The organism is Winogradskyella litoriviva, from assembly GCF_013249065.1.
In the GTDB taxonomy this organism is placed as follows: Bacteria; Bacteroidota; Bacteroidia; order Flavobacteriales; family Flavobacteriaceae; genus Winogradskyella; species Winogradskyella litoriviva.
Genome location: NZ_JABRWQ010000003.1, coordinates 430368 through 457053 on the forward strand (window position 1 = coordinate 430368; position 26686 = coordinate 457053).

General features: G+C 31.5%; 25 protein-coding genes. 2 read left to right on the forward strand and 23 right to left on the reverse strand.

What is annotated here, in order from left to right; translation table 11 throughout:
* Positions 1-13: 13 nt before the first annotated feature.
* The 14 genes from HNV10_RS08415 to HNV10_RS08480 all read right to left on the reverse strand — a co-directional run bounded on the left by HNV10_RS08415 (position 14) and on the right by HNV10_RS08480 (position 16550).
* A complete protein-coding gene (locus HNV10_RS08415) occupies positions 14-532 on the reverse strand; it encodes a metal-dependent hydrolase (protein ID WP_173300892.1) in 519 nt (172 codons plus the stop codon).
* The gene (gene dtd / locus HNV10_RS08420) at positions 532-984 is read right to left on the reverse strand and encodes a D-aminoacyl-tRNA deacylase (RefSeq protein WP_173300893.1); all 453 of its coding nucleotides are present in this window, start codon (positions 982-984) and stop codon (positions 532-534) included. The genes HNV10_RS08415 and dtd overlap by 1 nt, the downstream gene beginning before the upstream one ends.
* Complete coding sequence (rsgA, locus tag HNV10_RS08425; RefSeq protein WP_173300894.1) at positions 981-1931, reverse strand: ribosome small subunit-dependent GTPase A; 951 nt, start codon at positions 1929-1931, stop codon at positions 981-983. The genes dtd and rsgA overlap by 4 nt, the downstream gene beginning before the upstream one ends.
* Before the next feature lie 81 nt (positions 1932-2012).
* Positions 2013-3542 carry a DUF6770 family protein gene (locus HNV10_RS08430; protein WP_173300895.1) on the reverse strand — a complete coding sequence of 510 codons (1530 nt, stop codon included), beginning with the start codon at positions 3540-3542 and terminating at the stop codon, positions 2013-2015.
* 10 nt (positions 3543-3552) lie between these two features.
* On the reverse strand, positions 3553-4908 hold the full coding sequence (locus tag HNV10_RS08435) for a M48 family metalloprotease (RefSeq protein ID WP_173300896.1): 1356 nt from the start codon (positions 4906-4908) through the stop codon (positions 3553-3555).
* Positions 4909-5033: 125 nt separating this feature from the next.
* Positions 5034-5669, reverse strand: a complete 636-nt coding sequence (locus HNV10_RS08440) for a carboxypeptidase-like regulatory domain-containing protein (RefSeq protein ID WP_173300897.1) — start codon at positions 5667-5669, stop codon at positions 5034-5036.
* 114 nt (positions 5670-5783) lie between these two features.
* The gene (gene ccsA / locus HNV10_RS08445) at positions 5784-8924 is read right to left on the reverse strand and encodes a cytochrome c biogenesis protein CcsA (protein ID WP_241695475.1); all 3141 of its coding nucleotides are present in this window, start codon (positions 8922-8924) and stop codon (positions 5784-5786) included.
* A gap of 98 nt (positions 8925-9022) precedes the next feature.
* On the reverse strand, positions 9023-10525 hold the full coding sequence (nrfA, locus tag HNV10_RS08450) for an ammonia-forming cytochrome c nitrite reductase (protein WP_173300898.1): 1503 nt from the start codon (positions 10523-10525) through the stop codon (positions 9023-9025).
* A gap of 14 nt (positions 10526-10539) precedes the next feature.
* Complete coding sequence (gene nrfH, locus HNV10_RS08455; protein ID WP_173300899.1) at positions 10540-11133, reverse strand: cytochrome c nitrite reductase small subunit; 594 nt, start codon at positions 11131-11133, stop codon at positions 10540-10542.
* A 73-nt stretch (positions 11134-11206) separates the two neighbouring features.
* On the reverse strand, positions 11207-12472 hold the full coding sequence (locus tag HNV10_RS08460; protein ID WP_173300900.1) for an alginate export family protein: 1266 nt from the start codon (positions 12470-12472) through the stop codon (positions 11207-11209).
* A gap of 109 nt (positions 12473-12581) precedes the next feature.
* On the reverse strand, positions 12582-13664 hold the full coding sequence (locus HNV10_RS08465) for a bifunctional 3-deoxy-7-phosphoheptulonate synthase/chorismate mutase type II (RefSeq protein ID WP_173300901.1): 1083 nt from the start codon (positions 13662-13664) through the stop codon (positions 12582-12584).
* Positions 13665-13726: 62 nt separating this feature from the next.
* Positions 13727-14578, reverse strand: a complete 852-nt coding sequence (locus HNV10_RS08470) for a prephenate dehydrogenase (protein ID WP_173300902.1) — start codon at positions 14576-14578, stop codon at positions 13727-13729.
* A gap of 5 nt (positions 14579-14583) precedes the next feature.
* Positions 14584-15726: a pyridoxal phosphate-dependent aminotransferase gene (locus tag HNV10_RS08475; RefSeq protein ID WP_173300903.1), complete on the reverse strand. Its 1143-nt coding sequence runs from the start codon at positions 15724-15726 to the stop codon at positions 14584-14586.
* Positions 15723-16550: a prephenate dehydratase gene (locus HNV10_RS08480; protein ID WP_173300904.1), complete on the reverse strand. Its 828-nt coding sequence runs from the start codon at positions 16548-16550 to the stop codon at positions 15723-15725. The genes HNV10_RS08475 and HNV10_RS08480 overlap by 4 nt, the downstream gene beginning before the upstream one ends.
* Positions 16551-16844: 294 nt before the next feature.
* On the opposite strand from HNV10_RS08480, the gene gldA reads away from it, so the two are divergent.
* Together gldA and HNV10_RS08490 are read left to right on the forward strand one after the other, a co-directional pair.
* Positions 16845-17738 carry a gliding motility-associated ABC transporter ATP-binding subunit GldA gene (gene gldA, locus HNV10_RS08485; RefSeq protein WP_173300905.1) on the forward strand — a complete coding sequence of 298 codons (894 nt, stop codon included), beginning with the start codon at positions 16845-16847 and terminating at the stop codon, positions 17736-17738.
* 4 nt (positions 17739-17742) lie between these two features.
* Entirely contained in the window at positions 17743-17937 is a 195-nt protein-coding gene (locus HNV10_RS08490; protein WP_173300906.1) for a hypothetical protein, read from the forward strand.
* On the opposite strand, the gene HNV10_RS08495 is transcribed toward HNV10_RS08490, so the two are convergent.
* The 9 genes from HNV10_RS08495 to HNV10_RS08535 form a co-directional block, all read right to left on the reverse strand.
* Positions 17934-18677: a head GIN domain-containing protein gene (locus HNV10_RS08495; protein ID WP_173300907.1), complete on the reverse strand. Its 744-nt coding sequence runs from the start codon at positions 18675-18677 to the stop codon at positions 17934-17936. The genes HNV10_RS08490 and HNV10_RS08495 overlap by 4 nt on opposite strands.
* Before the next feature lie 2 nt (positions 18678-18679).
* Entirely contained in the window at positions 18680-19771 is a 1092-nt protein-coding gene (locus tag HNV10_RS08500; RefSeq protein ID WP_173300908.1) for an acyloxyacyl hydrolase, read from the reverse strand.
* Between the two features lie 243 nt (positions 19772-20014).
* On the reverse strand, positions 20015-20902 hold the full coding sequence (gene cysM / locus HNV10_RS08505) for a cysteine synthase CysM (RefSeq protein WP_173300909.1): 888 nt from the start codon (positions 20900-20902) through the stop codon (positions 20015-20017).
* Entirely contained in the window at positions 20899-21645 is a 747-nt protein-coding gene (gene epsC / locus HNV10_RS08510; RefSeq protein ID WP_173300910.1) for a serine O-acetyltransferase EpsC, read from the reverse strand. Before epsC ends, cysM begins: the two co-directional genes overlap by 4 nt.
* Before the next feature lie 188 nt (positions 21646-21833).
* A complete protein-coding gene (locus HNV10_RS08515; protein WP_173300911.1) occupies positions 21834-22163 on the reverse strand; it encodes a 2Fe-2S iron-sulfur cluster-binding protein in 330 nt (109 codons plus the stop codon).
* Positions 22163-23212, reverse strand: coding sequence for an NAD(P)/FAD-dependent oxidoreductase (locus HNV10_RS08520; protein ID WP_173300912.1), 1050 nt, complete (start codon positions 23210-23212; stop codon positions 22163-22165). Before HNV10_RS08520 ends, HNV10_RS08515 begins: the two co-directional genes overlap by 1 nt.
* Positions 23213-23216: 4 nt before the next feature.
* Positions 23217-23795, reverse strand: a complete 579-nt coding sequence (locus HNV10_RS08525) for a precorrin-2 dehydrogenase/sirohydrochlorin ferrochelatase family protein (protein WP_173300913.1) — start codon at positions 23793-23795, stop codon at positions 23217-23219.
* A 2-nt stretch (positions 23796-23797) separates the two neighbouring features.
* A complete protein-coding gene (gene cobA / locus HNV10_RS08530) occupies positions 23798-24577 on the reverse strand; it encodes a uroporphyrinogen-III C-methyltransferase (RefSeq protein WP_173300914.1) in 780 nt (259 codons plus the stop codon).
* Positions 24578-24583: 6 nt separating this feature from the next.
* On the reverse strand, positions 24584-26677 hold the full coding sequence (locus tag HNV10_RS08535; RefSeq protein WP_173300915.1) for a HEPN domain-containing protein: 2094 nt from the start codon (positions 26675-26677) through the stop codon (positions 24584-24586).
* Positions 26678-26686 lie beyond the last annotated feature (9 nt).

The window sequence follows — 26686 nt, forward strand, 5'->3', positions numbered from 1 at the left end:
ACTGTACTTTCCTTTAAGAATTTACTTTTTTGCTCACAAAAAGAACAGTCAATATAATAAAACATGGCACAATAATATATTGAAATTCACTGAGAATAACAGTAATTCCCCATTCTGAGAAGAACTCTTTTACACCAATTGGAGAAACTTTTATAGGTCTAAATGAAAAGAAATATCTAGAATTATCTAAAGGAATAAAAAAACCAACACCTTTCCCTCCAGTAGTCATAGCATCTAAAAGTCCATGAGAAATAGTAGCTAAAAATAAGACTATTGTAAATATTAGTTTTCTAGATTTACCTAAAGAAAAAGCCAATAACAAACTCCAAAGTATAGCGAATAAAATAGAATGGGTAAAGCCTCTATGACCAAATGGATGCGCGTAAGCTATTCCTAATTTAAAAGCGATAACATCTATGTCTGGTAAAATTGCAGAACCAATAGCCAAAAATAAAAGTAACCGATTAGATTTTGAATCTATAACTTTAGCTACGGTATATGCAACAAAACCATGACCAAAAACTGAAGCCATTAATCTCTATTTTTAGAATCTATAATGATAGTTACAGGGCCATCATTGCATAAACTCACTTTCATATCTGCACCAAACTCACCTGTTTGTATAGCTTTACCTGATGCAATTTGTAAGGTCTCTTTAAATTTTTCATATAAAGGAATTGCAACATCTGGCTTTGCCGCTTTTATATAACTTGGACGGTTTCCTTTTTTTGTACTTGCATGAAGTGTAAATTGACTTACTAAAATTACATCGCCATCAATAGCTTTCAATGAGGTATTCATAACACCATTTTCATCAGGAAAAATACGAAGGTTAATTATTTTATTACACAACCAGTTAATATCCTCTTCTGTATCTTCATTAACAATACCTAAAAGAATTAACAGCCCTTTTTTTATAGATGCCACTTTAGCATTATTAATTACAACTGAAGCTTCAGATACTCTTTGTATTACAGTTTTCATTCATTATCGTAATTATCAGTTCTATAATGTTCGTTTTCACCTTCTAAAATTTGAAGATAGCTTTTGTATCTAGAATACGAAATTTCATTAGCCTCTAATGCATCCTTTACTGCACATTTTGGTTCGTTTACATGAATACAATTATTAAACTTACAGTCTTGTTTTAGTGCAAAAAACTCAGGAAAATAATCACCAACTTCTTCCTTTTCCATATCTACAACACCAAAACCTTTAATTCCTGGTGTATCTATTATTTTAGCATCGAAACTTAAATCGAACATCTCTGCAAAGGTTGTAGTATGTTGTCCTTGGCTATGTTGTGTAGAAATGGCTTTTGTTTTTAAGTCTAATGAAGGCTCAATGGCATTGACTAAAGTAGATTTACCTACACCTGAGTGACCTGCAAACATACTCACCTTACCTTCCATTAAAGCTTTTACTTTATCTATATTTTTGCCTGTAGTTGCAGAAATCTCTATACATTCATAACCAATAGTTCTATAAATACTAGATAAATATTTTACCTCTAGCAATGTTTCTTCATCATATGTATCTACCTTATTAAATAATAGAATGGTCTTTATAGAATAGGCTTCTGCAGTAACTAAAAAACGATCTATAAAGGTTGTAAATGTTGGTGGATTATCAATGGTGACCAATAAAAATACCTGATCAATATTTGCTGCGATAATATGAGTTTGTTTCGATAAATTTACTGATTTACGTACAATATAATTTTTGCGTTCCTCAATGCGATTAATAACACCTGTTTCAGTATTATTCTTTGTTTCTAATGCAAAGTCTACTTTATCACCAACAGCGATAGGGTTGGTACTTTTTATGCCTTGTAACCTAAAACGGCCTTTTATTCTACATTCATAGAATTTACCATTCATGGTTTTTACAGTGTACCAACTACCTGTAGATTTATATACTGTTCCTGTCATTACTACAAAGATGGTTATTATTAGCTAGTAATACAACAAAAAAAGGCTACCAATTGGCAGCCTTTTATATCATAACGACAATTATTCAATGTTTAATTTTTCTAAATGAATATCTAACGTTTTTTCTTTTCTATTATATTCTAATATCATTACATGACCCAGTTTTGCTGGTAGAACTCTATACTTAACTTTACCTGTTGATCTATTTAAGTAAATTTTATCTTCAGTTAAAGCACCATCATTATAAATAATTGATTTAAAAGCTAATTTATTTTTTTCACCTTTTAATCTTTCATAATCAATAAAAGTAGCATAGAAACGATCCCTATCTTTATCAATTTGAGTAAACTCGTAATCAAAAGCACCTAAATTTTTAAGTACATGTGCATTTAGTTGTGGGCTTCCAAAATCAGCTAAGTTTGGTGCTCTAGATTTACCTTTTTCTATTTGATGAATTTCCTTTAGATTAAAATTCTCATCAAATTCAAAAAACACGGCATCTGTTATAGTCAACTGGGTCATTCCACTACCTACTTGACCAGTCAGCAATGTTCCCTTTAAACTTACCGTTTTTCTATATTTTTCTCCAATACCAAAATAAGACCCATCTTGTGTACGGATAATATCGTGAAAATACACATAAGTATTCTTCTTTTTCTTACCATCTGAATCTGGTGGCATCATTTTATTAATCTTACTTTCCCAATCTGCTTTTACATCAGATATCATATTACCAGACAAATCTACTACTTGGGCAAACAATCCTTCACTTTTAGTTTTAATAACATTGTCACCCTTTTTAAAGTACTCACCTAAAAGAACCAAATTATTTTCTTTTGTAAGAAATGCGTTTGTTATTAACCTTGGATTGTCTTCTCTACTAAAATCTTTATCAAAAAGTTTTTTACCCGTTTTTATATCAATTACAATAATTTTCATATCTATTGTAGACGATAATTTTGTTTTTTTTGAAGTTTCTAATGCTACAACAACTTTTTCATTAGCTTCAATAGGGTTTATAGACATAATTTCCTTTGCTTCTTCTGGAGAATTATAGTCCCAAGACTTACCATTATTAGTAGAAATATATTTTAATCCATATCCTATTTTTTTATTATCCTTAACATAATTAAAAAGAAAACCATTGTCATCTACCGGAAATAGTAAATTAAAGTTTCCGCTTTTCATCATATAACTTAACCAACGTACGTCTTTATTTGAAACTTCAATTTTAATATCATCTCCTTTGTTACCTTGTTTGTCAAATGATACAAGTTTGTAAAATTTTTCTCTTACGTTTACCATAGCAAACATTAGGGACTGATTGTTAAATTTACTCTGAACAAGCACTGTGCTTTTATCATCTATGTAAGACTTTGTGGCTATATCATTAAGATTATTATCTAACATTTTAATGGCATACTCTCGTTTGCCTTTTTTTAACTTATCTACCTCATAATAAAAATAATAACCATCTACATCATTATTGTTATCTATAAATGATCCTGAATTTCTAATCTTAAAAGATGTGATTTCATTTAAGGACTTTTGTTGTGCATATACACTTAAACTAATAACACTTACTAGTACGATAAAAAATAGTTTTTTCATTTTTATTATATTATTGATTAATGGATTCAAAAAAATTATAAACGATGACTCCTTCATCGTTAGACAATAAAATATCTTTTTGCGTTTGGCAAAATGCCCATCCTATTTTTTTAGTTTCATTAAGTTCTAGGTTGTGCAAAAACAAACGGATTGTATTGAGTTGTTTTTCATCTGAAAACTTATTTATTTGAGGAACATATTTCCCTAAATGATGTTGTTTTTTGGCCTCATAAATTGACTTCAACACCTTTGCCATTGTGTTATAATAATAATCTGAAGTGATTTGCTGATTTTGAAACCTTTCTATTAACTGATAAATGGCCAAGTCTAATAACTTTAAATCAATAGCACTTTTTATACTTTGAGGATTTGCAATCTTTTTAATTTTGTTGATTTCAGTTTGCGTATCGGTAACCAATTCATCTTTGATGCTAAAATCTTCTCTTAGCTTATTTATTCTAAATTCAATTTCTGGATGGGTTTTTAATGTATCTGAAGTAAGTTTAAATTCATTTATTTTTTCTTCCGAATCAAAAATGGAGACCGTCTCTTTTAACCAATATTTTTTAAAAGGATAAGATTCAAAATTAAATACACTATCAATGTTTACATGGTGATTTAAAAACATATCGTCATCATCCGCCTTTAATTTATCTAAAGAACTTAACGCTTTAGTTTTAGAATATTTAGTCTTAGAAAAAAACACAAATCCTAATGAATCTGCTTCTGCTTCAACCTCTTTAGAATGGTCTAAAATATCAATACTTAAATTATCTATAACAGACATTGCAGCCCTTGTTTGTCCGTATTTCTGCCTTTTTATTTCCTTAACTTTCTTTTTGGTATCTTCAGAATTAATTGTTGCAATAACATTTGAAACATTTTTTAAAGAATGTTCTAAATATTTATGCGCTATCTCGTGGCAAATAACAAATGCCAATTCGTCATCAGACTCTAATGTGGTAAACAAACCTAAGTTAATTTGAAACATACCATCACCATAGCAGGCAGCATTTGGTAACATGGAGTGATTAATAAAAAAACTAAAATCCGTAGTATCTATTTCAGGGTTGGCGCTATAAATATTTGAAAGTATAACACGTAAATGTTCCTTTATTTCTGGTATAAATACGTAACTACTATCCTCTATAGATTTTAAGACTTTTTCATCTCTATCTTTAAAGACTTTCTTAACTTTTGACGAAAACGGACCATCAATTTTATCTATAAAATTAGAATTTATCCTTTTAAGATAATTCTCTATTTTATCAATATCTTCTGGTATATACTCATTAACTTTTTCTTGAGCATAATTTAATTGATAAAGCAGTATAAACAGTAAGACCTTGAAATATTTAGAATACATTAATAAGTAATTTCTTATTAACTCAAAAATAACTTATTTATTCAACCTTCAAAATATATTTCACTATAAAACCTTTCTTTTAGATAAACTACGTATAAGTAGATATTGCTTCAATCTTATTTTTATCAATTTCTAATAGCTTTAATTGGCTCCAAACGTTTATCATCTGCTATGATATTTACAATATAAATTCCCGTAGAATATTCTGACAAATCTATATCTATTTTGCTTCCAAATTTTTGAAATGTCGAACTTTGAATAATTCGTCCAGACATATTTGCTATCGCGATTTTTACCTCTTCATAATCTTCAACTAATTTTAATTGAAAAATACCACTAGATGAAGGGTTCGGGAAGAGTTTGTTTGCTTTAATTAGTTTATTTTTTAGTTGAAATACTTCAACACTGTATCCTCCACACGCAGCTTTATACCATATTTTAGTAGCATTTTGATATCCAATAACAACAACCTCATCAAAACTATCCTCTTCAAGCTTAATCTCAATTTGTTCTGTTTTGTATATAACAAACTCTTGAGATTTATAACCTAAATATGAAACCGATAATGTGTCTCCTTTTGTAGCTTCAAGTTTAAATTCACCCTTACTATTAGTCGCAATTCCTTTAGTAGAATTTTTAATAAATACGTTTGCCGATTCTAGAGGAATGGAATCGTTAGTTACAATTCCTGTTACTGAAATTTGCGCCATTGCTATTAAATTATAACATAGTGCAATGGTAAATAAAGTCATTTTTTTCATGAGTAATTGGTTTTGGTTAATACATCAAACCTACCCAGAAAATTCATTTCTATAAATCAATAATGAGTAAACACGGCATTTCGCTTAGTTAACACACCTTTACAGAAAATTTAATTATACTGACTTTTTAAATCTTCTGTTAAAATAATAAGCAATAATAGCTACAACGATAACTATAGCAGTAAGCACATAGATAAATGTTGGGATTGGCAATGGGTCTCCTGCCGCATAACTATGTAAACCAGATAAGTAATAGTTAACTCCAAAAGACGTCATAATTATAGACGAAAAAGCAAAAACACTAGCAACATTTAATACATAACGACTTTTTAGTGCAGGTATAAAACGCAAATGCAATACAATTGCATAGACAATTACACTAATTAATGCCCAAGTTTCTTTAGGGTCCCAAGCCCAATATCTTCCCCAAGATTCGTTTGCCCAAATACCGCCTAAAAATGTACCTACAGCTAATACAAATAGACCAATTGTCATTGAAATTTCATTAATGTATGTGATTTCTTTAATACGAAGATTAATGGCTTCTTTAGTCGACTCTGTTCTTATAATCATTAATAACAATGCCATAAAACCTAAAATAGCAGATAAGGCTAAAGGTGCATAACTACTCACAATAGTGGCAACATGTATTTTAAGCCAATATGATTTTAAAACTGGCATTAAATTAGTAATCTCAGGACTTAACCAATCTAGGTAACTCACAAACAATAAAGCTCCCGAAAATAAGGTTGCTAATGGTAATGAAAAGTCCGATTTTCTAAACGTCATTAAACCACACATCAATAATACCCAAGCCACAAAAACTAACATTTCATAACCGTTACTCCAAGGTGCATGTTGTGCTATATACCAACGTAGAATAATATTACCTGTAAAAAGTAGAAAACTGATTAATGTTAGTAGAATTAAAACATTCCAAAAAATATCAATACCTTTTTTCTGTGTAAAAATTCTAACAATAGATAATACTAACAATAAACCACCAAGTACAAAAAACACTTGAAATAACCAGAAATTCAGATTCAACTGATTGTACCATAACTCTGCCTCTATACGTTTTCTACTCGGAATAATTTCTTCTCCTAAAACATCTTGAAACGTTTTTATGTATTGAAGTTTTTCACTTGCTGCTTCCCAATTTTTAGAATTAACATCTTTGAAATACGTAGGAATAATATGCTTAGCAAATTCACCATCTTCACTAGGAAAATCGTTAAAATGATGTGTATAACTGTGCCAAGTATTATTGTCGTCATTTCCGTTTGGAAAAATCTTTAAATAGTTACCAGAAAACACATTGAACAAAATATTAAATCGCTCATCTACTTTAAGAACTTCTTTGTCAAACTCATTACGTTCAGCAGGCTTTTTTTGATTGGCTTCTTCAACAACTTTGGATAATACATATTTTCCTGAATCGTCTAACATACCTGTGAATGATACTAAGCCATCTTCCGAAATATCAAAACCTTTAAATAATTCACCTCCTTTAGTTTCATCTACTTTTATAATAGGAATAAACTGCCATAAATTTGAAGCGGATTGCATGGCTAAAAATGCCTGATTAGCATTAAAACGAACAGATTCTCCACCTTCAGAATATATAAAATAAGACTTACGAGATAGCTTTCTAAGAAATTCTGATGCTAATGTATTAATAGGCTTTATTCTTCCGTCTAAATCCTGAACCATTATACGTCCAAACATTTCGGCATGCTGCTCGTCTACACGCTGCTGTTCTACAGTTTGTAAATTTATAGTGGGTTCTTTTGGTGCTTCTGTCTGCGCATAAGTACTAAAAGAAAGTCCTAAAAAGAGTAATAATATTGCTGTATTTTTTAACTTTTTTAATTTCTTATTGATTAAAGTAAAACGCGATGATTTTCCGAATAGTGTAAAAAACATACCTATCATCATTAAGAAATAACCCAAGTAAGTCACATTTGTACCTAAAGCATCATGGTTTACAGCTAAAACTGTGCCTTGTTCGTCTGTATCATAGCTTGCTTGAAAGAAACGGTAACCACCATAATCTAAAACATTATTCATAAAAATACGATGTGGCATTTGCTTGTCTCCATCAATCACAGTCACTTCACTTGCATAAGACGAAGGACTTGTAGAACCAGGATAACGCTCTAATTGAAAATCATTAAGTTTAATAGAAAAAGGTATTGTAATAGGCTCTGCTCCATAAGACAAAAACACATCTACATTATTAATTTTAACTTTATGATTAGTTGGCAAAAAGCCTTGTCTGTAAAGCAAAGTGACCGATTCTGTAACATCGCCAACAGTGACGTCTACAACAAGAGCATCGTCTTTTTGCTCATCATTATCTTTAGGTTTTTCGGCTTCACTAACTAATTTAATTTGCCCTTTTGGATGGTAAGACATGGGTACAAAAGACGCATCTCCATCGCGATACAAAGTTCTTAATTGTATAGTATGCAAAGTGTCTTTCTTTAATGAACTCGCTGTTTCCGTTGCCATTACAAACGAACTAACATCACGTGGTGAATACATACTAAACACACCATCTTTCTCCGTTATATTAATAACATCTTCTGCAATGACATCAAAACCTACTTTGTGTTTATGTGCTCCAATAGCTTCAACTTCTCCTTTTTCTAAAAAAACCGTTTCTCTACCATTTCCTGCTGAAACTACCATTAAAATCATAGGTTTTCCGTCAGCTTGATCATCAACAATTTGAGGAACAGCATCTGCCACAAATTCGTTATATGAAATTTTAACAGGTAGATTATTAAAATCAGTTGAAATACTAAAATCATTATTAGTTAATGGTGAGAAGCTTAAATTCTTCTTTACCACTTTATTGTTGTCTCCTTTAGAAAAGTGCGCATGCAAATAGTTAGCGTCTGAAATAATGGTATTAGAAGTTGCACCTTCTCTTACACGCATAACACCTCCATAAGAAACATAGCGTGTAATCCCAGCGCCTAATAAAACAATAATGAAAGACAAATGAAACATTAAAATCGCCCATTTATTTAGTCGCCAAAGTTTGTATTTGAAGGTATTTGCTAAAAATGAAATAGCTAAACCAACCATAACCAACTCAAACCACCAAGCATCGTAAATGAGTTTCCATGATGTAGAAATTCCGAAGTCATTTTCAATAAATGTTGCAACTGCCATTGAAACAGCAAAAACAAACAATAATAATACGGCTAAACTAGGTGAGGCAAAGAAGCGAAATAATTTCTTCATTTATAAAGTATGTATTAAGTAAAAAGGTTGTTTAAAAAATTGAATCATCATTTTTCTAAACAACCTCAATGACATGAAGTCTTTTTAATTTTGGTAATCTATTTTTTATCCGAAGACACAACAGTTTTAAGGTCTAATTTAGCTTCACGAGCTTTAGCTTCTTCTAACCATTTTGGCAATAAATTCTTTTTAAACTCAGCTTTTTCTGCTTTTAGTTTTTCAACATCTAGACCAATATATTCTTGTGCTTTTTCCTTTGTAGAAATATCTGGCATGTCAATTGGTTTGTTATGACCTAATTCTGCCAGCATACGTGCCAATTTAACACGCGCTTCTTGAGCAATTACTAGTCCACTACCGATAACTCTACCAATTTCTACTGGTGAGTGAAAAGATGCTCCGTGTGAAGCGGCAGAATAATCCCAACGCCATTGTGCATGACGAATATCTGTTAAGATAGGTTTCATTTGCTCTTCTGTAGCTCCTAAGTCCCAACATTTTTTTGCTTCTAAATGGGCACTTACTAAAAGTGTTTCTAGTTTTATTCTATTCTCAGTTGCCTTACGTTGTCTTTCATAAACATTCTGAATTAACTTATCTGACTCTTCTCTATGACAAACCTGACAAGCATTAGATGTGTTATTTAAAGGCGATTGAATATGGTGATCTGTGAATTTTTGTCCACCTTCACTTTTATATGGCATATGGCAATCTGCACAAGAAACTCCACGATCTGCATGCACACCTGTTTTGAAAGTTTCATAACCTGGATGCTGTGCTTTTAGCATTGGTGTTTTACTAATTTTATGTGTCCAATCTGAAAATTCCATTTCATCATAATAGTTTTCCATATCTTCTACAGTCATACCATCTTTCCATGGGAATGTTAAATATGGTACACCTTCTTTTCCTGGTTTTTTCTTATCAAAGTAATATTCAACATGACATTGTGCACAAACTAATGAACGCATTTCGTTATGTGTAGCTTGGTTAATATCTTCTCCCATAGCATCAAAAGCTTCAACCAATGCTGGTCTTGTAATACGAAGCTTCATACTTTTTGGATCATGACAATCTGCACATCCAATAGGGTTTACAATTTCTGATACTTTACCTGCCCATTTTCCACTGTAAAATTCAGCAACACCAATTTCATTCATTAATCTTGGTACGTCAGGACTTTTACAGGTCCAGCATGTTGCTGGCATAGGACCATCATCTTTTCCTGTTGGTGCACCTGTTCTTAAAGTATTGTGAATATCTTCAATAGCATAAGCATGTCCTCTTCCTTGATTATAATCTTTAGAAAAACCGTAACCAGCAAACAAAATTACTAAACGAGGATCTTCTTCTAAAACATCTCTCATTGCAGAACCTCCTTGGTAAGATGCAAAAGTTGTATCGAGTGTTTGTAATGAAGATTGATACTCTAAAGGAAAGTTTTCTCCCCAAACCTCATTACGTGGTTCGTTCTCTGCAATATTTACCTTAGGCACGTATTCGTACTTAGCTTCGGATTTTCTGTTTATTATACTAGAAGCTAAAAGCCCTAATAAGAAAACTACAATAATAGTTACAACAAATAATACTTTATTTTTCATATTCTAGATATGTTTTACTTTTTAATTTCTTTTTCTAACCAAGCAGGTATAACAGCCTCTTCCTTATCTGTAGGTAGTGGTGCTACATTAAACTTTATAGTGGATAAACCATGAACTTTACCATGTGGTATTTGCTTATGGCAACTCCAACATTGACGACCAGTTCTATTTTCTCTATGACCTTTTATCCAACCGTCATATTTTACTTGAGTTACCTGCTGTAAATGACAGCGTATACAGTTATTCTGAACCACTTCTTGCGAAGCTTCTTTCATTTCTATAACATCTGGTTCTGCTCTAGCCGTAAAAACTGAGGCATGGTACAAACCATCCTTAGCTTTAAAATAATACTTGTTTATAATATTATCATGTGGCACATGGCAATCGTTACAATTAGCCCATTCACGGTGCGAACTATGCATCCAACTATTATAAACAGGCGTCATAACATGGCAGTTAACACAAGCCTGAGGATCGTCTGACAAATAAGATGTTATCTTAGACTCTTTAGCCATAAACGCACCCATACCCAATACCACAGCTATGAAAAACAAAGCTGTTTTTCGCCATCTAGAATCTTTTGGTAATATTTTAAATTTGAAACCCAATTCTTAATTTTATGTTAACGAAAATAATCTTTTTTACGTTGTTTACACTACAAGTTATATAATAATTATATTCTTAATCCTTTTTACTTGTAAATAAAGTTGGTTTAATAGTTAATTGAACCCATGCCCAATTATTAGTATTATCTTCTGGTCTGCCTCCTTTTACTAAACTCATACTTTCTGATGCGAACATTTGTGAATATCCAAGATTCAACTTAACATCTTTTGTAAGATTTTGTGTAAAAACAAGATCAACTTCTGTACCTAAATATGAATCTTCGTTATTGCTTAATTCTGCGTTTGCGCCAAAATAATGAACCTTAGCTAATAAGTTTGATTTTTCACCAGTAGTAAAAACTGCTTTTGCATAAAGGTCGTTTAATCCAACAGTATTGGCATGGTTACCAACATAAAAATAATCCATAAATCCGTTAAATTTATGATTAGTTCCGTAAAGAGGGAAGAATGATTTATTTTTTGAATCACCATCTTGATCTGTACCACTCAGCATTTCAAATCCTAAACCAAATAATGTTTTGCCTGGTTTATAATTTGCTTCTAATGCAACATTATATGCACTAAGATCTGTTGTTTCTTTAGACTTACCTGTTTGATAATAAGCAGAACCCATAAGTTTTACATTGTTAATAGGAAATATAACATGAGAACCTATGGTTTGCATATAATATACTCCATCTGGATCATTATTAATACCAGAGAAATTCTGAAAACCCGTATTTAAAACCAGAAAACTTGCTGTTGTTTTTTCCCAGCTCTTTTTTAGATAAGCATACTGCATAGCTTTATATGTATAAGCGCCTTGCAAATAAAAAGCATTGCCTTCTTTAGCTTGGCTTTCTTGACTAAAAGCAAAACCCAAATCTGCCATAAAAGTTCCTTTATTATATTTTAATAAAGCTGCATCATGAAAACGTCCTTGCATTGCCCAGTCTAGACCTCCGAAGATTCTTTGATCATCATATGAAATAACCTGACGTCCAAGTTTAGTAGACCAATTTTCATTTAATTTATAATCTACCCAAGCCTGAAATAAAGAAAAGGAATTATTACTATCTGTAGCATCAATTTGTTTTGTGTCTCCCCAAACACTAACATCTTGGACACTTAGCATCATCGTTAAATTATCTAGCTTATAATTAAAATTTAAGCGAGTTCGTTGCACCACAAAAGCAGCAGGCTCTGTATCGTCTGGAAATAGGTTGCCAAATCCATGTCGATACTCAAAACGTGGTCTAACATCTGCATCAATTTTTAATTGTGCATTTGCACTTACAACATATAATAATGTAAAAACTACTAAAATTTTATTTAGTGACATAATGGTTGGTTTTTAATATCGGCAAAACTATACCTTAACAAATTGTAAAAAGATGATAAATATCATATAAAAAATGCCAGGATTTCCTAGCATTTTTTATATGATATATTTAACCATTAATAATCTTTTCTTGGCGGTTAATAGATTCTTGGTGAACCGCTTTGAACATGCGTAAAATAAACTCTTCACTTAAACCTCTTTCTTCACCTTCTAAAACCATTTTACCTAAAATCTCGTTCCAACGTTTGCTTTGTAAAACAGCAACATTCTTTTGTTTTTTAAGTCCTCCTATTCCGTCAGCAACTTTCATTCGTTTGCCTAATAAATCTAGAATTTGGTTATCTACAACATCAATCTGTGCTCTTAAATTATTTAGCTCAGAATTGTATTGGGCTTCTGAGTCTGTTTCTTTTCTAATTTTTAAATCATTCATAATCTGTATTAAGCTACTTGGTGTAACCTGCTGTGCAGCATCACTCCATGCATTTTCTGGGTCAAAATGTGTTTCAATCATTAAGCCGTCAAAATTAAGATCTAGCGCAGTCTGAGATACATCAAAAATCATTTCTCTGTTACCTGTAATATGCGATGGATCATTAATTAATGGTAAATCTGGAAATTTATTCTGAAACTCAATAGCGACTTGCCATTCTGGTATATTTCTATATTTAGATTTTTCGTATGTAGAAAATCCTCTATGAATTGCGCCTAAGTTTTTTACACCTGCAGAATACAATCGCTCAATACCACCTAACCATAATGATAAATCTGGGTTTACAGGATTCTTAACTAAAACAATTTTGTCAGTCCCTTCTAATGCATCAGCAATTTCTTGCATAATAAATGGACTTACAGTAGAACGTGCACCAATCCATAATAAATCTACATCATGCTCTAAGGCTAATTTTACGTGAGCTGCATTAGCAACTTCCGTACAGGTTTTCATTCCTGTTTCTTCTTTTACTTTCTGTAACCACTTTAAACCTAATGCACCAACACCTTCAAAATTTCCTGGTCTTGTTCTTGGTTTCCAAATACCTGCTCTAAAGTAATTAACATCTGTATCTTTTAGCTCGTGTGCTATTTTTAATACTTGCTCTTCTGTTTCAGCGCTACATGGTCCGGCTATTACTAGTGGATGATTTAATTTCATATCATCTAACCATGTTCTCATTTCTTTTTTGTTTTCCATTTTGCTTATTAATCTATTAATTTGTTATTTCTACAAGGTTTTGGAAACTTGTAGACTGTTAATTACTGTATTCCGTTTAATATTTCTTTTATATAATTTGTAGATTCCATTTCGTTATAAACCGCTTCAAAATTATCTTCTTGCATTAGTTTTTTAAAATGATTTAAGTTAGAAATATATTCATCTAACGTCTCAATTACATTGGTTTTATTTTGTTGAAAAATTGGTGTCCACATGGCTGGCGAACTTTTAGCCAAACGCACTGTACTTTCAAATCCACTACCTGCCATATCAAAAATATCGCGTTCGTTTTTCTCTTTATCAATTACTGTTTTACCAAGCATAAAAGCGCTAATGTGAGATAAATGAGAAACATAAGCGATGTGCTTATCATGTGCTTTTGGGTTCATATAACGTATTCTCATTCCTAAATCTGAAAATAGTTTTAATGCCTTTTCTTGAAGTTTAAAAGCCGTTTCTTCTACCTCACAAATAATATTTGTTTTGTTATTATACAAACCTTGAAGCGCTGCTTTAGGCCCTGAATATTCCGTACCTGCTATAGGGTGTGCAGCTAAATAATTTCTTCGTTTAGGATGGTTTTTTACTTTGACACAAATATCTTCTTTAGTAGAACCAACATCAAACACAATTGCGTTATCAGAAACTTGATCTAACACCTTAGGTAAAACGTTAATGGCTGAATCTACAGGAATTGCTAATATTACTAAATCTGCTTTTTGTAAATCTTTAAATTCTGCCGCTTTATCTATAACATTAAGTGTTTTTGCTTCTGCCAAATGTGCTTCACTATTATCTATACCATAAATGGTAGAGTCTGGATGCAATTTTTTGATATCTAATGCAAAGCTTCCGCCAATTAACCCAACTCCTATTATAAAAATATTCTTCATTCTAACTAAACTCTTGCTATTGCTTCTTTAATAATTTCTACTGTGGCACATAATGAAAAACGAACGTAACCTTCACCATTTTTACCAAAAACAGTTCCTGGTGTTATAAATATCGAATATTCCTTTAAAACCATATCTGTAAAATCTTCAGATTTAATTTTTGGCGGCAATTTTGCCCAAACAAATAAACCAGATGCATCTTTATCATAGGTACAATTAAGGCTTTCTGCTAATTTCCAAATTAAATCTCGTCTGGTTTGGTAGACGCTATTTAAACTTTGAAACCACATATCTGAACATTTTAAGGCTTCAATAGCTCCTTTCTGTATGCCATAAAACATACCAGAATCCATATTACTTTTTACACGTAATACAGCACTTATAAAATCGTAATTACCAGTTAACATACCAACTCGCCAACCAGCCATATTAAATGTTTTACTTAATGAATTTAACTCTAAGCAAACATGTTTTGCATCTTTATATCTGAGAATACTATTTGGTTTATCGTTGAGAATAAAGCTATACGGATTGTCATTTACTATTAAAATATCGTGACGTTTTCCAAAAGCAATTACTTTGTCATAAAACTTATTATCTGCATTACTACCAGTTGGCATATGTGGATAATTAATCCACATTATTTTTACACGCTTTAAATCTAAGCGTTCTAATTTTTTAAAATCTGGCTGCCAATTATTTTCCTCTTTTAAATCGTAATAAATTGGTTTTGCTTCTAACAATTTTGTTACAGAAGCATAAGTTGGATAACCAGGATTTGGTATTAAGACCTTATCACCTTTATTTAAAAAAGCCATTGAAATATGCATAATACCTTCCTTGCTTCCCATTAAAGGCAATACTTCTGTATGTGCACTTAGGTTGACCTTGTAATGCCTTTTATAGAAGTTTGCTATTTCTTCTCTTAATTCTGGCAACCCTTGGTAACTTTGATATTGGTGTGCTTTCTCTTCTACCAAACTATCTTGAAGCGTCATAGATGCCTTAAAAGGTGGCTCCAAATCTGGGCTACCAATCCCTAAATTAATAATAGGTTTTCCTTGTGCTTTTAATAGCGCAACTTCCCTTAATTTTTTAGAGAAGTAATATTCTTCTACATTTTGTAAACGTTTTGCAACTTCTATCATCGTCTTGCATTTTTATATTCGCCCAAAATTTTAAAATTCTCCGCCATTAAATTTAAAATTGACACGGCTTTTTCGTAATCTTTATAAGCTTCAAATGTAACATCTACAAAGAAAGCATACTTCCATGGTGTTTCAATTTTTGGTAACGATTGTATTTTTGTTAAGTTTAGTTTGCAATCACTCAATACATTTAAAATAGCTGCTAAGCTTCCTCGTTTGTGATCTAATTCAAACTTTAAAGAGGCTTTATTAATTGTACTTATGTCTTTTTGACTATTGTCTCGCTTTACAATTACAAAACGTGTTTCGTTATGTTTTATAGTCTGAATACTTTCTGCTAACAAATTTATACCATATAATTCCGCTGCATTTTTACTTGCAATGGCTGCAATTCCTTTCATATTTTTCTCTGAAATTTGTTTCGCAACATCTGCAGTATCCTTAGCTTCTACTAATTTTATATGTGGATAATTTTTAAAGAATACTTTGCATTGCAATAATGCCATTGGATGAGAATGCACTTCCTCTATATCTTCAATAGTCTGGCCGTTTAAAGCCATTAAGCAATGCTCAATACCTAAATAATATTCGCCAACAATACTTAAGTTATAATTATCAATAAGTGCATAATTAGGTATTATTGAACCTGCTATAGAATTCTCTAAAGCCATAACAACCTCATCGGTTTTATTTTCTAACAGTGAATTTACAACACCATCAAAAGACATACATTCTACGACCTCAGAATCTATATTAAAATAATTCTGAACCACTAGATGATGAAATGACCCTTTAATTCCTTGTATAGCAATTGGTTTCTTCAATTTTTATAGTCTTAATTATTGCACAAAAAAAAGTCTCAATTAAATTGAGACTTTATAATTTATATTTAAATAATACATATTCAGTCTCGTTCCTTTAGCTAAAAAAGAAATAAAACCAGTTATAATATGCTTTAGATATGTTCATTGTTGTAATTATATCGCTAATGTAATTATTATTTTTACAAATCAAAATTGTTGAATTGTTTTTTTAAAGAATTTTACAAAGTTTTAAAGATTTAATAAAATAAGTGGTTCAATATTCTGATTTACCTATTTTTGACTAAATTTATTTTTATGGCTATAGAAGTTAAAAACATCACTAAACAATATAAAGACCAAAAAGCACTTAACGATGTTTCTTTTAAAGTTAAAGATGCTGAAATAGTTGGTTTTTTAGGCCCAAATGGCGCAGGAAAATCGACAATGATGAAAATCTTAACTACCTATATTGAGGCAACAGAAGGTTCTGCTATTGTTAATGGTTTTGATGTTACTTCAAATAAAAAAAATGTACAAAGTAGTGTTGGGTACTTACCAGAACACAACCCATTATACTCAGACTTATATGTAAGAGAGTATTTAAATTTTAATGCTAATGTTTATGGCACACCAAAATCTAGAATTGAAGAAGTTATAGAATTAACCGGTTTAACACCAGAAGCACATAAAAAAATTAGTCAACTCTCTAAAGGTTATAGACAGCGCGTTGGTTTAGCCAATGCTATGCTACATAATCCAGAAGTTTTAATTTTAGACGAACCAACAACAGGTTTAGACCCAAATCAGTTAGTAGATATAAGAAATCTTATAAAAACCATTGGAAAAGAAAAAACAGTATTTCTTTCTACGCATATTATGCAAGAAGTTGAAGCCATGTGCGACCGTGTAATTATTATTAATAAAGGAGAGGTGGTAGCCGATAAATATTTGAAGGATTTAAGAGCTGGACAAGAACAAATTGTTATTGTTGAGTTTGACTATAGAGTTGAAGATGCTTTTCTTTTAAAATTACCAAAAGTAACTGCCGTAAAAAACACGCATAGTTTTGTTTATGAAATTACGTTTTCTACAAAAGAAGATATGCGTTCTCATGTATTTGACTTTGCTCATGATAATGAATTAAAAATTCTACAACTAAATCAGAAAAATGCTAGTTTAGAGAGTTTGTTTAGGGAAATGACGAGTTAAAATAATGGGTGAATTTTTAGCTGAAGTTATTTTTACAGGAATATTTGAATCCATCCCAAAATTATTAGGAACTATAATTCGTTGGTGTTTTTACTTAGGAAAAAGACCTTTTAAAACTGTGTTTAAAGAAGACTGGAATAGACGAGTAGGTTTTCTTGCTATTGCTTTAATTATTTCCATTATCATATTAATTTATTAATCAAAAATTAATTCGCCAGTATAAAAACGCTCAATATCAACATTTGGTGGTTGGTTTACCGATATTAAATTTCCTACTCCTCTCAACTCTCCTGTTAAGGACTGTTGCGGATTTACAACCATATCGTTACTACTACGATGAAATACATTAACGTTTTGAGAAATAAGATTTTCGCCTTCAAAGCGTCCAGCACCAGAATACAAGCCTACTGATAAATTTTCAACTATTCCATCTATATAAAAGAAGGATAAATTATTTGAAATTACATTAAGATTATTTGAATGTACTGTAAGTCTAAAATCGCCAATTGTAAATTCGCTTCCGCCATTATAATCTTCAGATAATAAGGTAAGTGAATCATAGTTTAAAACACCAATAGAAGAAATTGTGTATTGCGAAGATGTTCTTAATTCTGTAAGATTTGGTGCTTCAACATAAACCTTTGTAATTCCTATATCTCTAACATAATTACAAGTATTATTGTCTGTTAAAACCAATTGGTTATCAATAACCTCAGCACTTACATCGCTTATTAAATTTTTGCCTGTTTCTACTGCAACTTTATAATTTGGAGCTGATTTTACAATTAATTCAATATCTCTATTGACTAGAATGCGATTGAAATCTGAAACTACAATTTCTTTTTCTATTATTTCTCCTGAAGTTTGAAAACAATCATTAGCATCCTCGCTATTACAAGCCAAGAGCAATAAAACAAATAAGTAAACAATTCTTTTCATTTTTATAATCTAACACCAACTCCAAATGCAACAGATTCGGCTTTTGCACCATGAGATTTTAAGGTTACTGCTCCAAAGAATTTCTCACCAAAATAACGTTTTAGACCAACTCTAATATACGTTCGTCCTTCAAAATCATATGGATAATACACATAATAACCCAATTGCGATTCAACTGAGATTTTATTGATAAACAATTCATGGCCAACAAAAAGTCCAACGCGTTTATAATCTTCATCACCACTGACGTCTTCCTCCGGAAATGCAACCAATTTATAATATATTAACTCTTTTAAAAAATTAGAAAAAAATACATCTGTTCCAAATTGAATTGCACTAACATGGCTTAGACGTTTATCTACATAACCAGATATTATATAAAATGGAAATTGACCACTACCAATGATATCACTTTGGTTAATTCCGGATCTAAAAGCCAAATTAAATTTAACCTTTTCTGTGAATTTTTCTTCATTAAGGTTATCTATAAATTCTTGATTTTCGTTGTCTAAATTGTATGTTAACCCAACATTTAACGTTATTGTATTTACACTTGTATTAGGTGCTTTTACATTAGCATTAGAGTAATGTGTTAAGGTTAAACCACCTTGCAATCCAAACCTATTAAAAAGTCGTTCTTTTTTATAGTTAAACAATAAATAAGTTGCACTTAATATATCTGAACCAAAGGCTATATTTTTTGGATTTACTATTTTATCATAAGGATTGGTATTATACGCTAATCCTTGACCAATACGCAACATTACATTACGTTTAAAAAAATAGAAATTATAGTGTGCATACAATGCATAATTATCGCCTAAAATTTCATTCTTTAAATCTTGATATATAAATGAAAGTCCATAATCTGGATAACCAAAGCGTTGTTCCCAAGTTTTTTTTCCGAATGTTTTTTTGTTATAACTTAGAATAAAACCTTCTGGATGACCTTTAATTAAATGAAGAATATCATTATTATGAAGTGCTATATTACCTCCAAAATAATTAAAATCTAAATACGCATTATTCATTTCTTTTTGAGCACAGACTGCAATAGAAGAAAGTAATAAAAATGAAATAAAATAATTTCGCATTTGTAAATATTGAGCAGTAAAAATAGTCAATAATTACAATTAATTGAGCTATGCGAAAAATAGTCTATTTTACAAAAAATGCGATAACTAAAGAAATAACGGTTAGCAGTAAAATCTGTGTAAAAAATTTAAAATCTGACTTATACTTTTTAAGCAATTTCATGTTTTTTGGGTTTTAAATTATGAAGCTAATTACCAACTTTTAAATTACTACTGTGTTAACTGAAATCCAACAAATTGTTATTATACAATCTCATCAAAAAGGGTTGAAGACAAGTATCGATCGCCTCTATCGCAAATAATAGCCACAACAACACCTTTCTCTATAGTTTCAATTAATTTTAAAGCTGTAGCTACAGAACCACCACTACTCATACCTGCAAAAACACCTTCTTCTTTTGCTAATCTTTGAGTCGTTGCTCTTGCTAATTGTTCATTGACCTCTATAACTTGATCAACTTTTGCGCTATTAAAAATACTTGGCACATACTCTGGCGACCATTTTCTAATACCTGGAATACGAGAACCATCTTCTGGCTGTGCACCAATAATCTGAATGTCTTTATTTTGTTCTTTTAAAAACGTGGAAGTTCCCATGATGGTTCCTGTTGTTCCCATTGCAGAAACAAAATGCGTTACTTCTCCATTAGTATCTCTCCAGATTTCTGGGCCTGTAGTTTTGTAATGTGCTCGCCAATTGTCATCGTTTTCAAACTGATTTAGTAAAGTATACCCTTCAGTATCTCGCATATTAAAAGCAATATCTCTAGAACCTTCTATACCTTTATCTGCTGATGTTAATATAACCTCAGCACCATAAGCTCGCATTGTTTTTACACGTTCTTCTGTAGAGTTTTCTGGCATTACTAAAGCCATTTTTAAACCAAAAGATTGCGCTACATAAGCCAGAGCAATTCCTGTATTACCACTAGTTGCCTCAACTAAGCGGTCCCCTTTTTTAATGTCACCTCTTTTTATAGCTTCAGAAATCATATTTAAAGCTGGTCTATCTTTTACACTTCCACCAGGATTATTTCCTTCTAACTTTAAAAGCAATTTTACATTGGGATTGGTTATTAAATTTTTAGCCTCTACTAAGGGTGTATTGCCTATATGTTTTAATATGCTCATTCTTTTTCTTTTTTAGAAATTCTTATATCCGATTTATAGGTCACTATTGAATCTTCTGGTATGGATTGCGTAATCCATACATTTGCTCCGATTGTACTATTTTTTCCAATTACAACGTCACCTCCTAATATTGTAGCATTAGCATATATAGTAACGTTATCCATAATTGTTGGGTGACGTTTTATACCTTTCAATGCTTTTTCAACTTTAATTCCTCCTAAAGTTACACCTTGATAAATGGTAACATTATTATGAATCACAGCCGTTTCACCTATAACTACTCCTGTGGCATGATCTATAAAAAATGAATTACCTATTTCTGCGCCTGGATGAATATCTGTACCTGTAACGCTATGTGCATATTCACTTATCATTCTTGGTAAAACAGGTATATCTAGATCCCATAAAACATGGCTAATGCGATACATTGTTATAGCATAAAAACCAGGATAAGCTAAGTAAACTTCCCTCACACTTTTTGCCGCTGGATCATTATTAAAAGCAGCCTCAGCATCTAAACGTAATATTGATCGTAATGTTTTTAACCCTACTTTAAATTGTGACCATTTAGTATCACAAATACCACATTGTAAACCTTCAGAAATTTTAAAAAATGAATCCTTTAATAACTCTAACTGTACATCTTGATTAACTTCTGTTTCTACAACTAAGTAGAATAAATCTTTCGCTAAATCTTCTACGTCCTCTTTAAATCTTTTAGGTATATGCAAAGCTGCATCCATATTTTTTTGTCTCGTTTATATTTTTTGATGTTAACTATGTCGATAATTATACTAATAAATTACTAGTATCATTTATAGAACGATTAATTAATATGTAAAAATAAATAATACTCTAGAATGGTAAATCAAAAAAAGCCAGTATATCATTTTAATGTGATTACTGGCTAAACATAATATGTAAAAGTAAATTATACGTCTGGTGCCAATTCAATTTCTAAACCGTTTAGGGCTTCTGTAATTGGAATTTGACAACTTAACCTACTGTTTTCTTTTACATTAAAAGCTTCAGACAACATGGCGTCTTCATCGTCTTCCATAGTATTTAATTCAGTATTAGAATTGACATAACATTGACAAGACGCACACATTGCCATACCTCCACAGACTCCAATGGAACCTTCAGGAGCTAACTCATAAGAGCGTACAACTTCCATTAAATTCATTGCCATGTCAGTTGGTGCTAAAACAGTATGTTTCTCGCCTTCTCTATCTGTAATATGTATGGTAACATCTTGCATTATACTATTGCTTTTACAACTGCCTTAGGAGACTCCTTTCTACTACCATCAAAACCATCTATACCGCTCACAGTTGTGTATTTTAATACAAATTTCTTGCCGGGATTTAATCGTTTGTAAGCAGATTGACACATTAATGTTGCTTCATGAAAACCACAAAGAATTAATTTTAATTTTCCTTCGTAGGTATTAACATCTCCAATGGCATATATACCAGGAATGTTAGTGGAATAATCAAAAGTATTTACTTTTATAGCATTCTTTTCTATCTCTAGTCCCCAATCTCCAATTGGTCCTAACTTTGGCGATAATCCAAAAAGTGGAATAAATTCATCTGCCTCTATTATTTCTGTATGTCCATCTTTAGTTACTGAAACACCTTGCAAATAATCATCACCATGTAAGTCTGTAATTTCTGCTGGTGTGATTAAATTAATTTTATTTAGCAACTTTAATTCTTGTACTTTTTCTACAGAATCTAACGCACCTCTAAACTCATTTCTTCTATGTACTAAAGTAACTTCAGAAGCAACATCTGCTAAGAAAATACTCCAATCTAATGCAGAATCTCCTCCACCTGCAATGACCACTTTTTTATTGCGATACACTTCTGGGTCTTTAATAAAATAAGCTACACCTTTGTCTTCATATTTTTCAATGCCCTCTAATTTTGGTTTCCTTGGCTCAAAACTTCCTAAACCACCTGCAATTGCAATAATTGGTGCATGATGCTGAGTTCCTTTATTTGTTGTAACAATAAAACTACCGTCTTCTGTTTTCTCTATAGTTTCTGCACGTTCTCCCAAAGTAAAACCAGGCTGAAACTGTTTGCCTTGTTCTAGTAAATTAGAGGTTAAATCACCAGCTAGTACCTCTGGAAATCCAGGAATATCATAAATTGGTTTTTTGGGATATAATTCAGAACACTGACCTCCAGGTTGAGGTAATGCGTCAATTAAATGGCACTTTAATTTTAACAAGCCAGCTTCAAATACTGTAAATAAACCTGTTGGTCCTGCTCCTATTATAAGTATATCTGTTTTTATCATGGTTCTATAATTTTTCAACTAAGCCCTTAGTGAATTCGTTTAATTTTTCTACTTTCTCTTCAAAATCTCCTTTAATTGTTTTTTTATAAACATTAAGATTTTTTACTAAATCATCTATATTTTCTGGTATCACGTCTTCGAAAAACTGACGCAATCGTTTTGCCGTTGTTGGCGATTTTCCATTTGTAGAAATCGCTACTTTTACATTGCCTTTTGTAACAATTCCTCCCATATAAAAATCACAATATGGTGGATTATCCGCAACATTGACTAGCTTATTTTGCTTACGACAATCTTTATAAATTTTAATATTTACTTCTGGTTGATTTGTTGTGGCAATCACCATATGATTACTTTGTAAATAATCCTCTTTATAAATATCATCTACCAGGTTAACGTTACTTGTTTTAGCTATTTTTAGTGTTCCTTCTCTGTATTCTGGAGACACCATTGTTACATTTGCATCTGGACTAGATTTTAAAAGAAAGGTTAACTTTTCTTCTGCTACAAAACCTCCTCCTACAATTAATACATTTAGGTTTTTAGCTTTCAGAAAAATTGGATACAAATTATTTCTTTCCATTTCTATGCAATTTTTTTTCTATACTTTTCAAAAGCTAAATCTGCTTTAGTATATATATTTGATAAATCCACACGCTCATTTACCACTTCTCCAATGATTATGATTGCTGGATTAGATAGTTCCTTTTCTTTAACTATAGATTCTATATTTGATATGGTACCAATACCAGATTTTTCGTTTGCTCTAGTACCATTTTGAATAATGGCTACGGCTGTTTCAGATTTTCCTTCTCTTTTAAAAATTTGAACAATTTCTGATAGCTTACCCATACCCATTAAAATCACAACCGTTGCGGTAGATTTTGCAGCTAGAGCAATATCGTCTGAAATTTTATGAGACTTAGTAGTTCCTGTAATTACCCAAAAACTTTCGGCAGTATTTCGTTTTGTTAATGGAATACCTTGAGATGCTGGCACAGCTGCTGATGAAGAAATACCAGGAACTACAGCCACTTCTATAGCATATTCTTTAGCATATTCTATCTCTTCAGCACCACGACCAAATATAAATGGGTCACCTCCTTTTAAACGCACTACGTGTCCAAATTTTAATGCACGCTCAACAATTAACTCATTAATTTGGTTTTGATGATAGGCATAACACCCTTTTCGTTTTCCTACAAAAATCAATTCTGCTTTTGGCGAAGCATATTCCAACAGTTCTACATTAACAAGAGCATCGTATAAAATAACATTTGCTGATTTTATTGCCTTAATTGCTTTAACGGTAATTAAATCTACATCTCCTGGTCCTGCGCCAACAATGGTTAATCTTGGTATCATCTTATTTTAATTATTTACAGCGATTTCTTTTTCTCTAAAATTTCTTACAATGTCTAAAAATTGTTGTGCTGATTTTATATAATTACTTGCAAACTCTTTAGTTGGAGCAGAAACTTTTATTTGATAAATAATATCTGCAAATGTGTTCCCTAAATCAATTCGTTTTGTTTCTACAAAGAGCTCATCAAATTGTTTTATGATACCTGCTTGTGTGTTTGTCTTAATGTTTTCAGAAAGCAAAATAGCCTTTGCTGAATTTACCATAGATCGATACGCTTCGTAAATTGCACCAGAATAGACCTTATTATTAAAAGCTTCTTTTGCTTCTTCAATTTTCTCATCACTTTCTAAAAATAATGTTGCAATTAAATCGATAACAACACCAGCACACTCTCCTACACCAATGGCTTTAACATATTGTTCTTCTGTTCCCCAATCAATAAAATCTTCTTGAGTAAGATTTTCTATATCTGATAAATCGGTTAATAATTGATAAAAGTACTTTTCCCCTTTTTCTTTATAATAGTCAACAAACAATTTACCATCTGCATTCTCCTCAAAATCATTTAATATTCTTCTTAGTGCTTCTGGCCCTCTTCTACTAGGTATTTTCACTACTTTATCAGCAAAGTAAGCGTTTCCATCACCTAGATTTCCTCCACCTAACAATACTTGTAACGCTGGAGCAACCAATTTATCTTTGGTACGAACAGACATGCCTTGAAAACCAATATTTGCCATATTGTGTTGTCCACAAGCATTCATACAACCACTAATTTTAATCACTAAATCTGTATTTTCTAGATACTGAGGATACTCGGCTTTGATAACACGTTCTAATTCTTCTGCAATTCCTGTACTACTAGCAATACCAAGATTACAAGTATCTGTTCCTGGACAAGCAGTTATATCTACAGCTTTATTATAACCAGCTTCTACAAAGCCTAATTTCTCTAATTCTTTATAGAAAAACGGTAATAATTCTTCCTTTACGAAGGGAATTAAAATATTCTGACGTAAACTTAATCGTATTTCACCTGCTGCATATTTCTCAGCTAAATCTGCCAATAATCGGGCTTTATCAGTGTAGAAATCACCAAGTAAAACTTTAATTCCGATAGCAACAAATCCTTCTTGTTTTTGAGGAATAACATTAGTCGATTTCCATAAGTTATAAGCTTCAACATCTTTAATTTCTACTTTTGGTGCTAACACAGTAACTGGCGTTGAAGCCTTATAATTGGCTTCATCTATAGTAACCGTTTTAAACTCTATAGCATTTTGCTCTTCTTCCACTAATTGTTTAAAAGCCTCTAAACCTATATCTTTTAACAAGAATTTAAGACGTGCTTTGGCTCTACTTTTACGTTCACCATAACGGTCAAAAACTCTTAAAACACCTTCCATTAAAGGAATTATTTTATCTGAAGGCAGAAACTCATAAAACACATCTGCATGTCTTGGTTGAGAACCTAAGCCACCTGCAAGCATCACTTTAAAGCCTTTTACACCATCTTTTATTTTTGCAATAAAACCTAGATCGTGCATGTAAGACAAGCCAGTATCTTCATCTGTAGCAGAAAAAGACACTTTAAATTTTCTGCCCATTTCTTGGCAAATAGGATTTCTTAAAAAGAATTTATAAAGTGCATCTGCATAAGGTGATACATCAAAGGGCTCGTTAACATCTATACCTGCTGTTTCACTTGCAGTGACATTTCTTACTGTATTACCACAAGCTTCTCTAAGGGTAACATTATCGCGTTCTAATTCTGCCCAAAGTTCTGGAGTTCTATTTAAATCCACATAATGAATTTGAATATCTTGACGAGTAGTTATGTGCAAACGACTTCTAGAATATTCATCTGAGACTTCAGAAATACGTCGCAACTGATGACTCAAAACCTTTCCATAAGGTAATTTGATTCTAATCATTTGAACACCATCTTGACGCTGACCATAAACACCTCTAGCTAAACGAAGACTTCTAAATTTTTCTTCGTCTATTTTACCTTTATGAAAAAGCTCAATCTTATTAGCTAATTCAATAATATCCTTTTCTACTACCGGATTTTCTAATTCTGTTCTAAAACTTTGCATCTGTTTTGT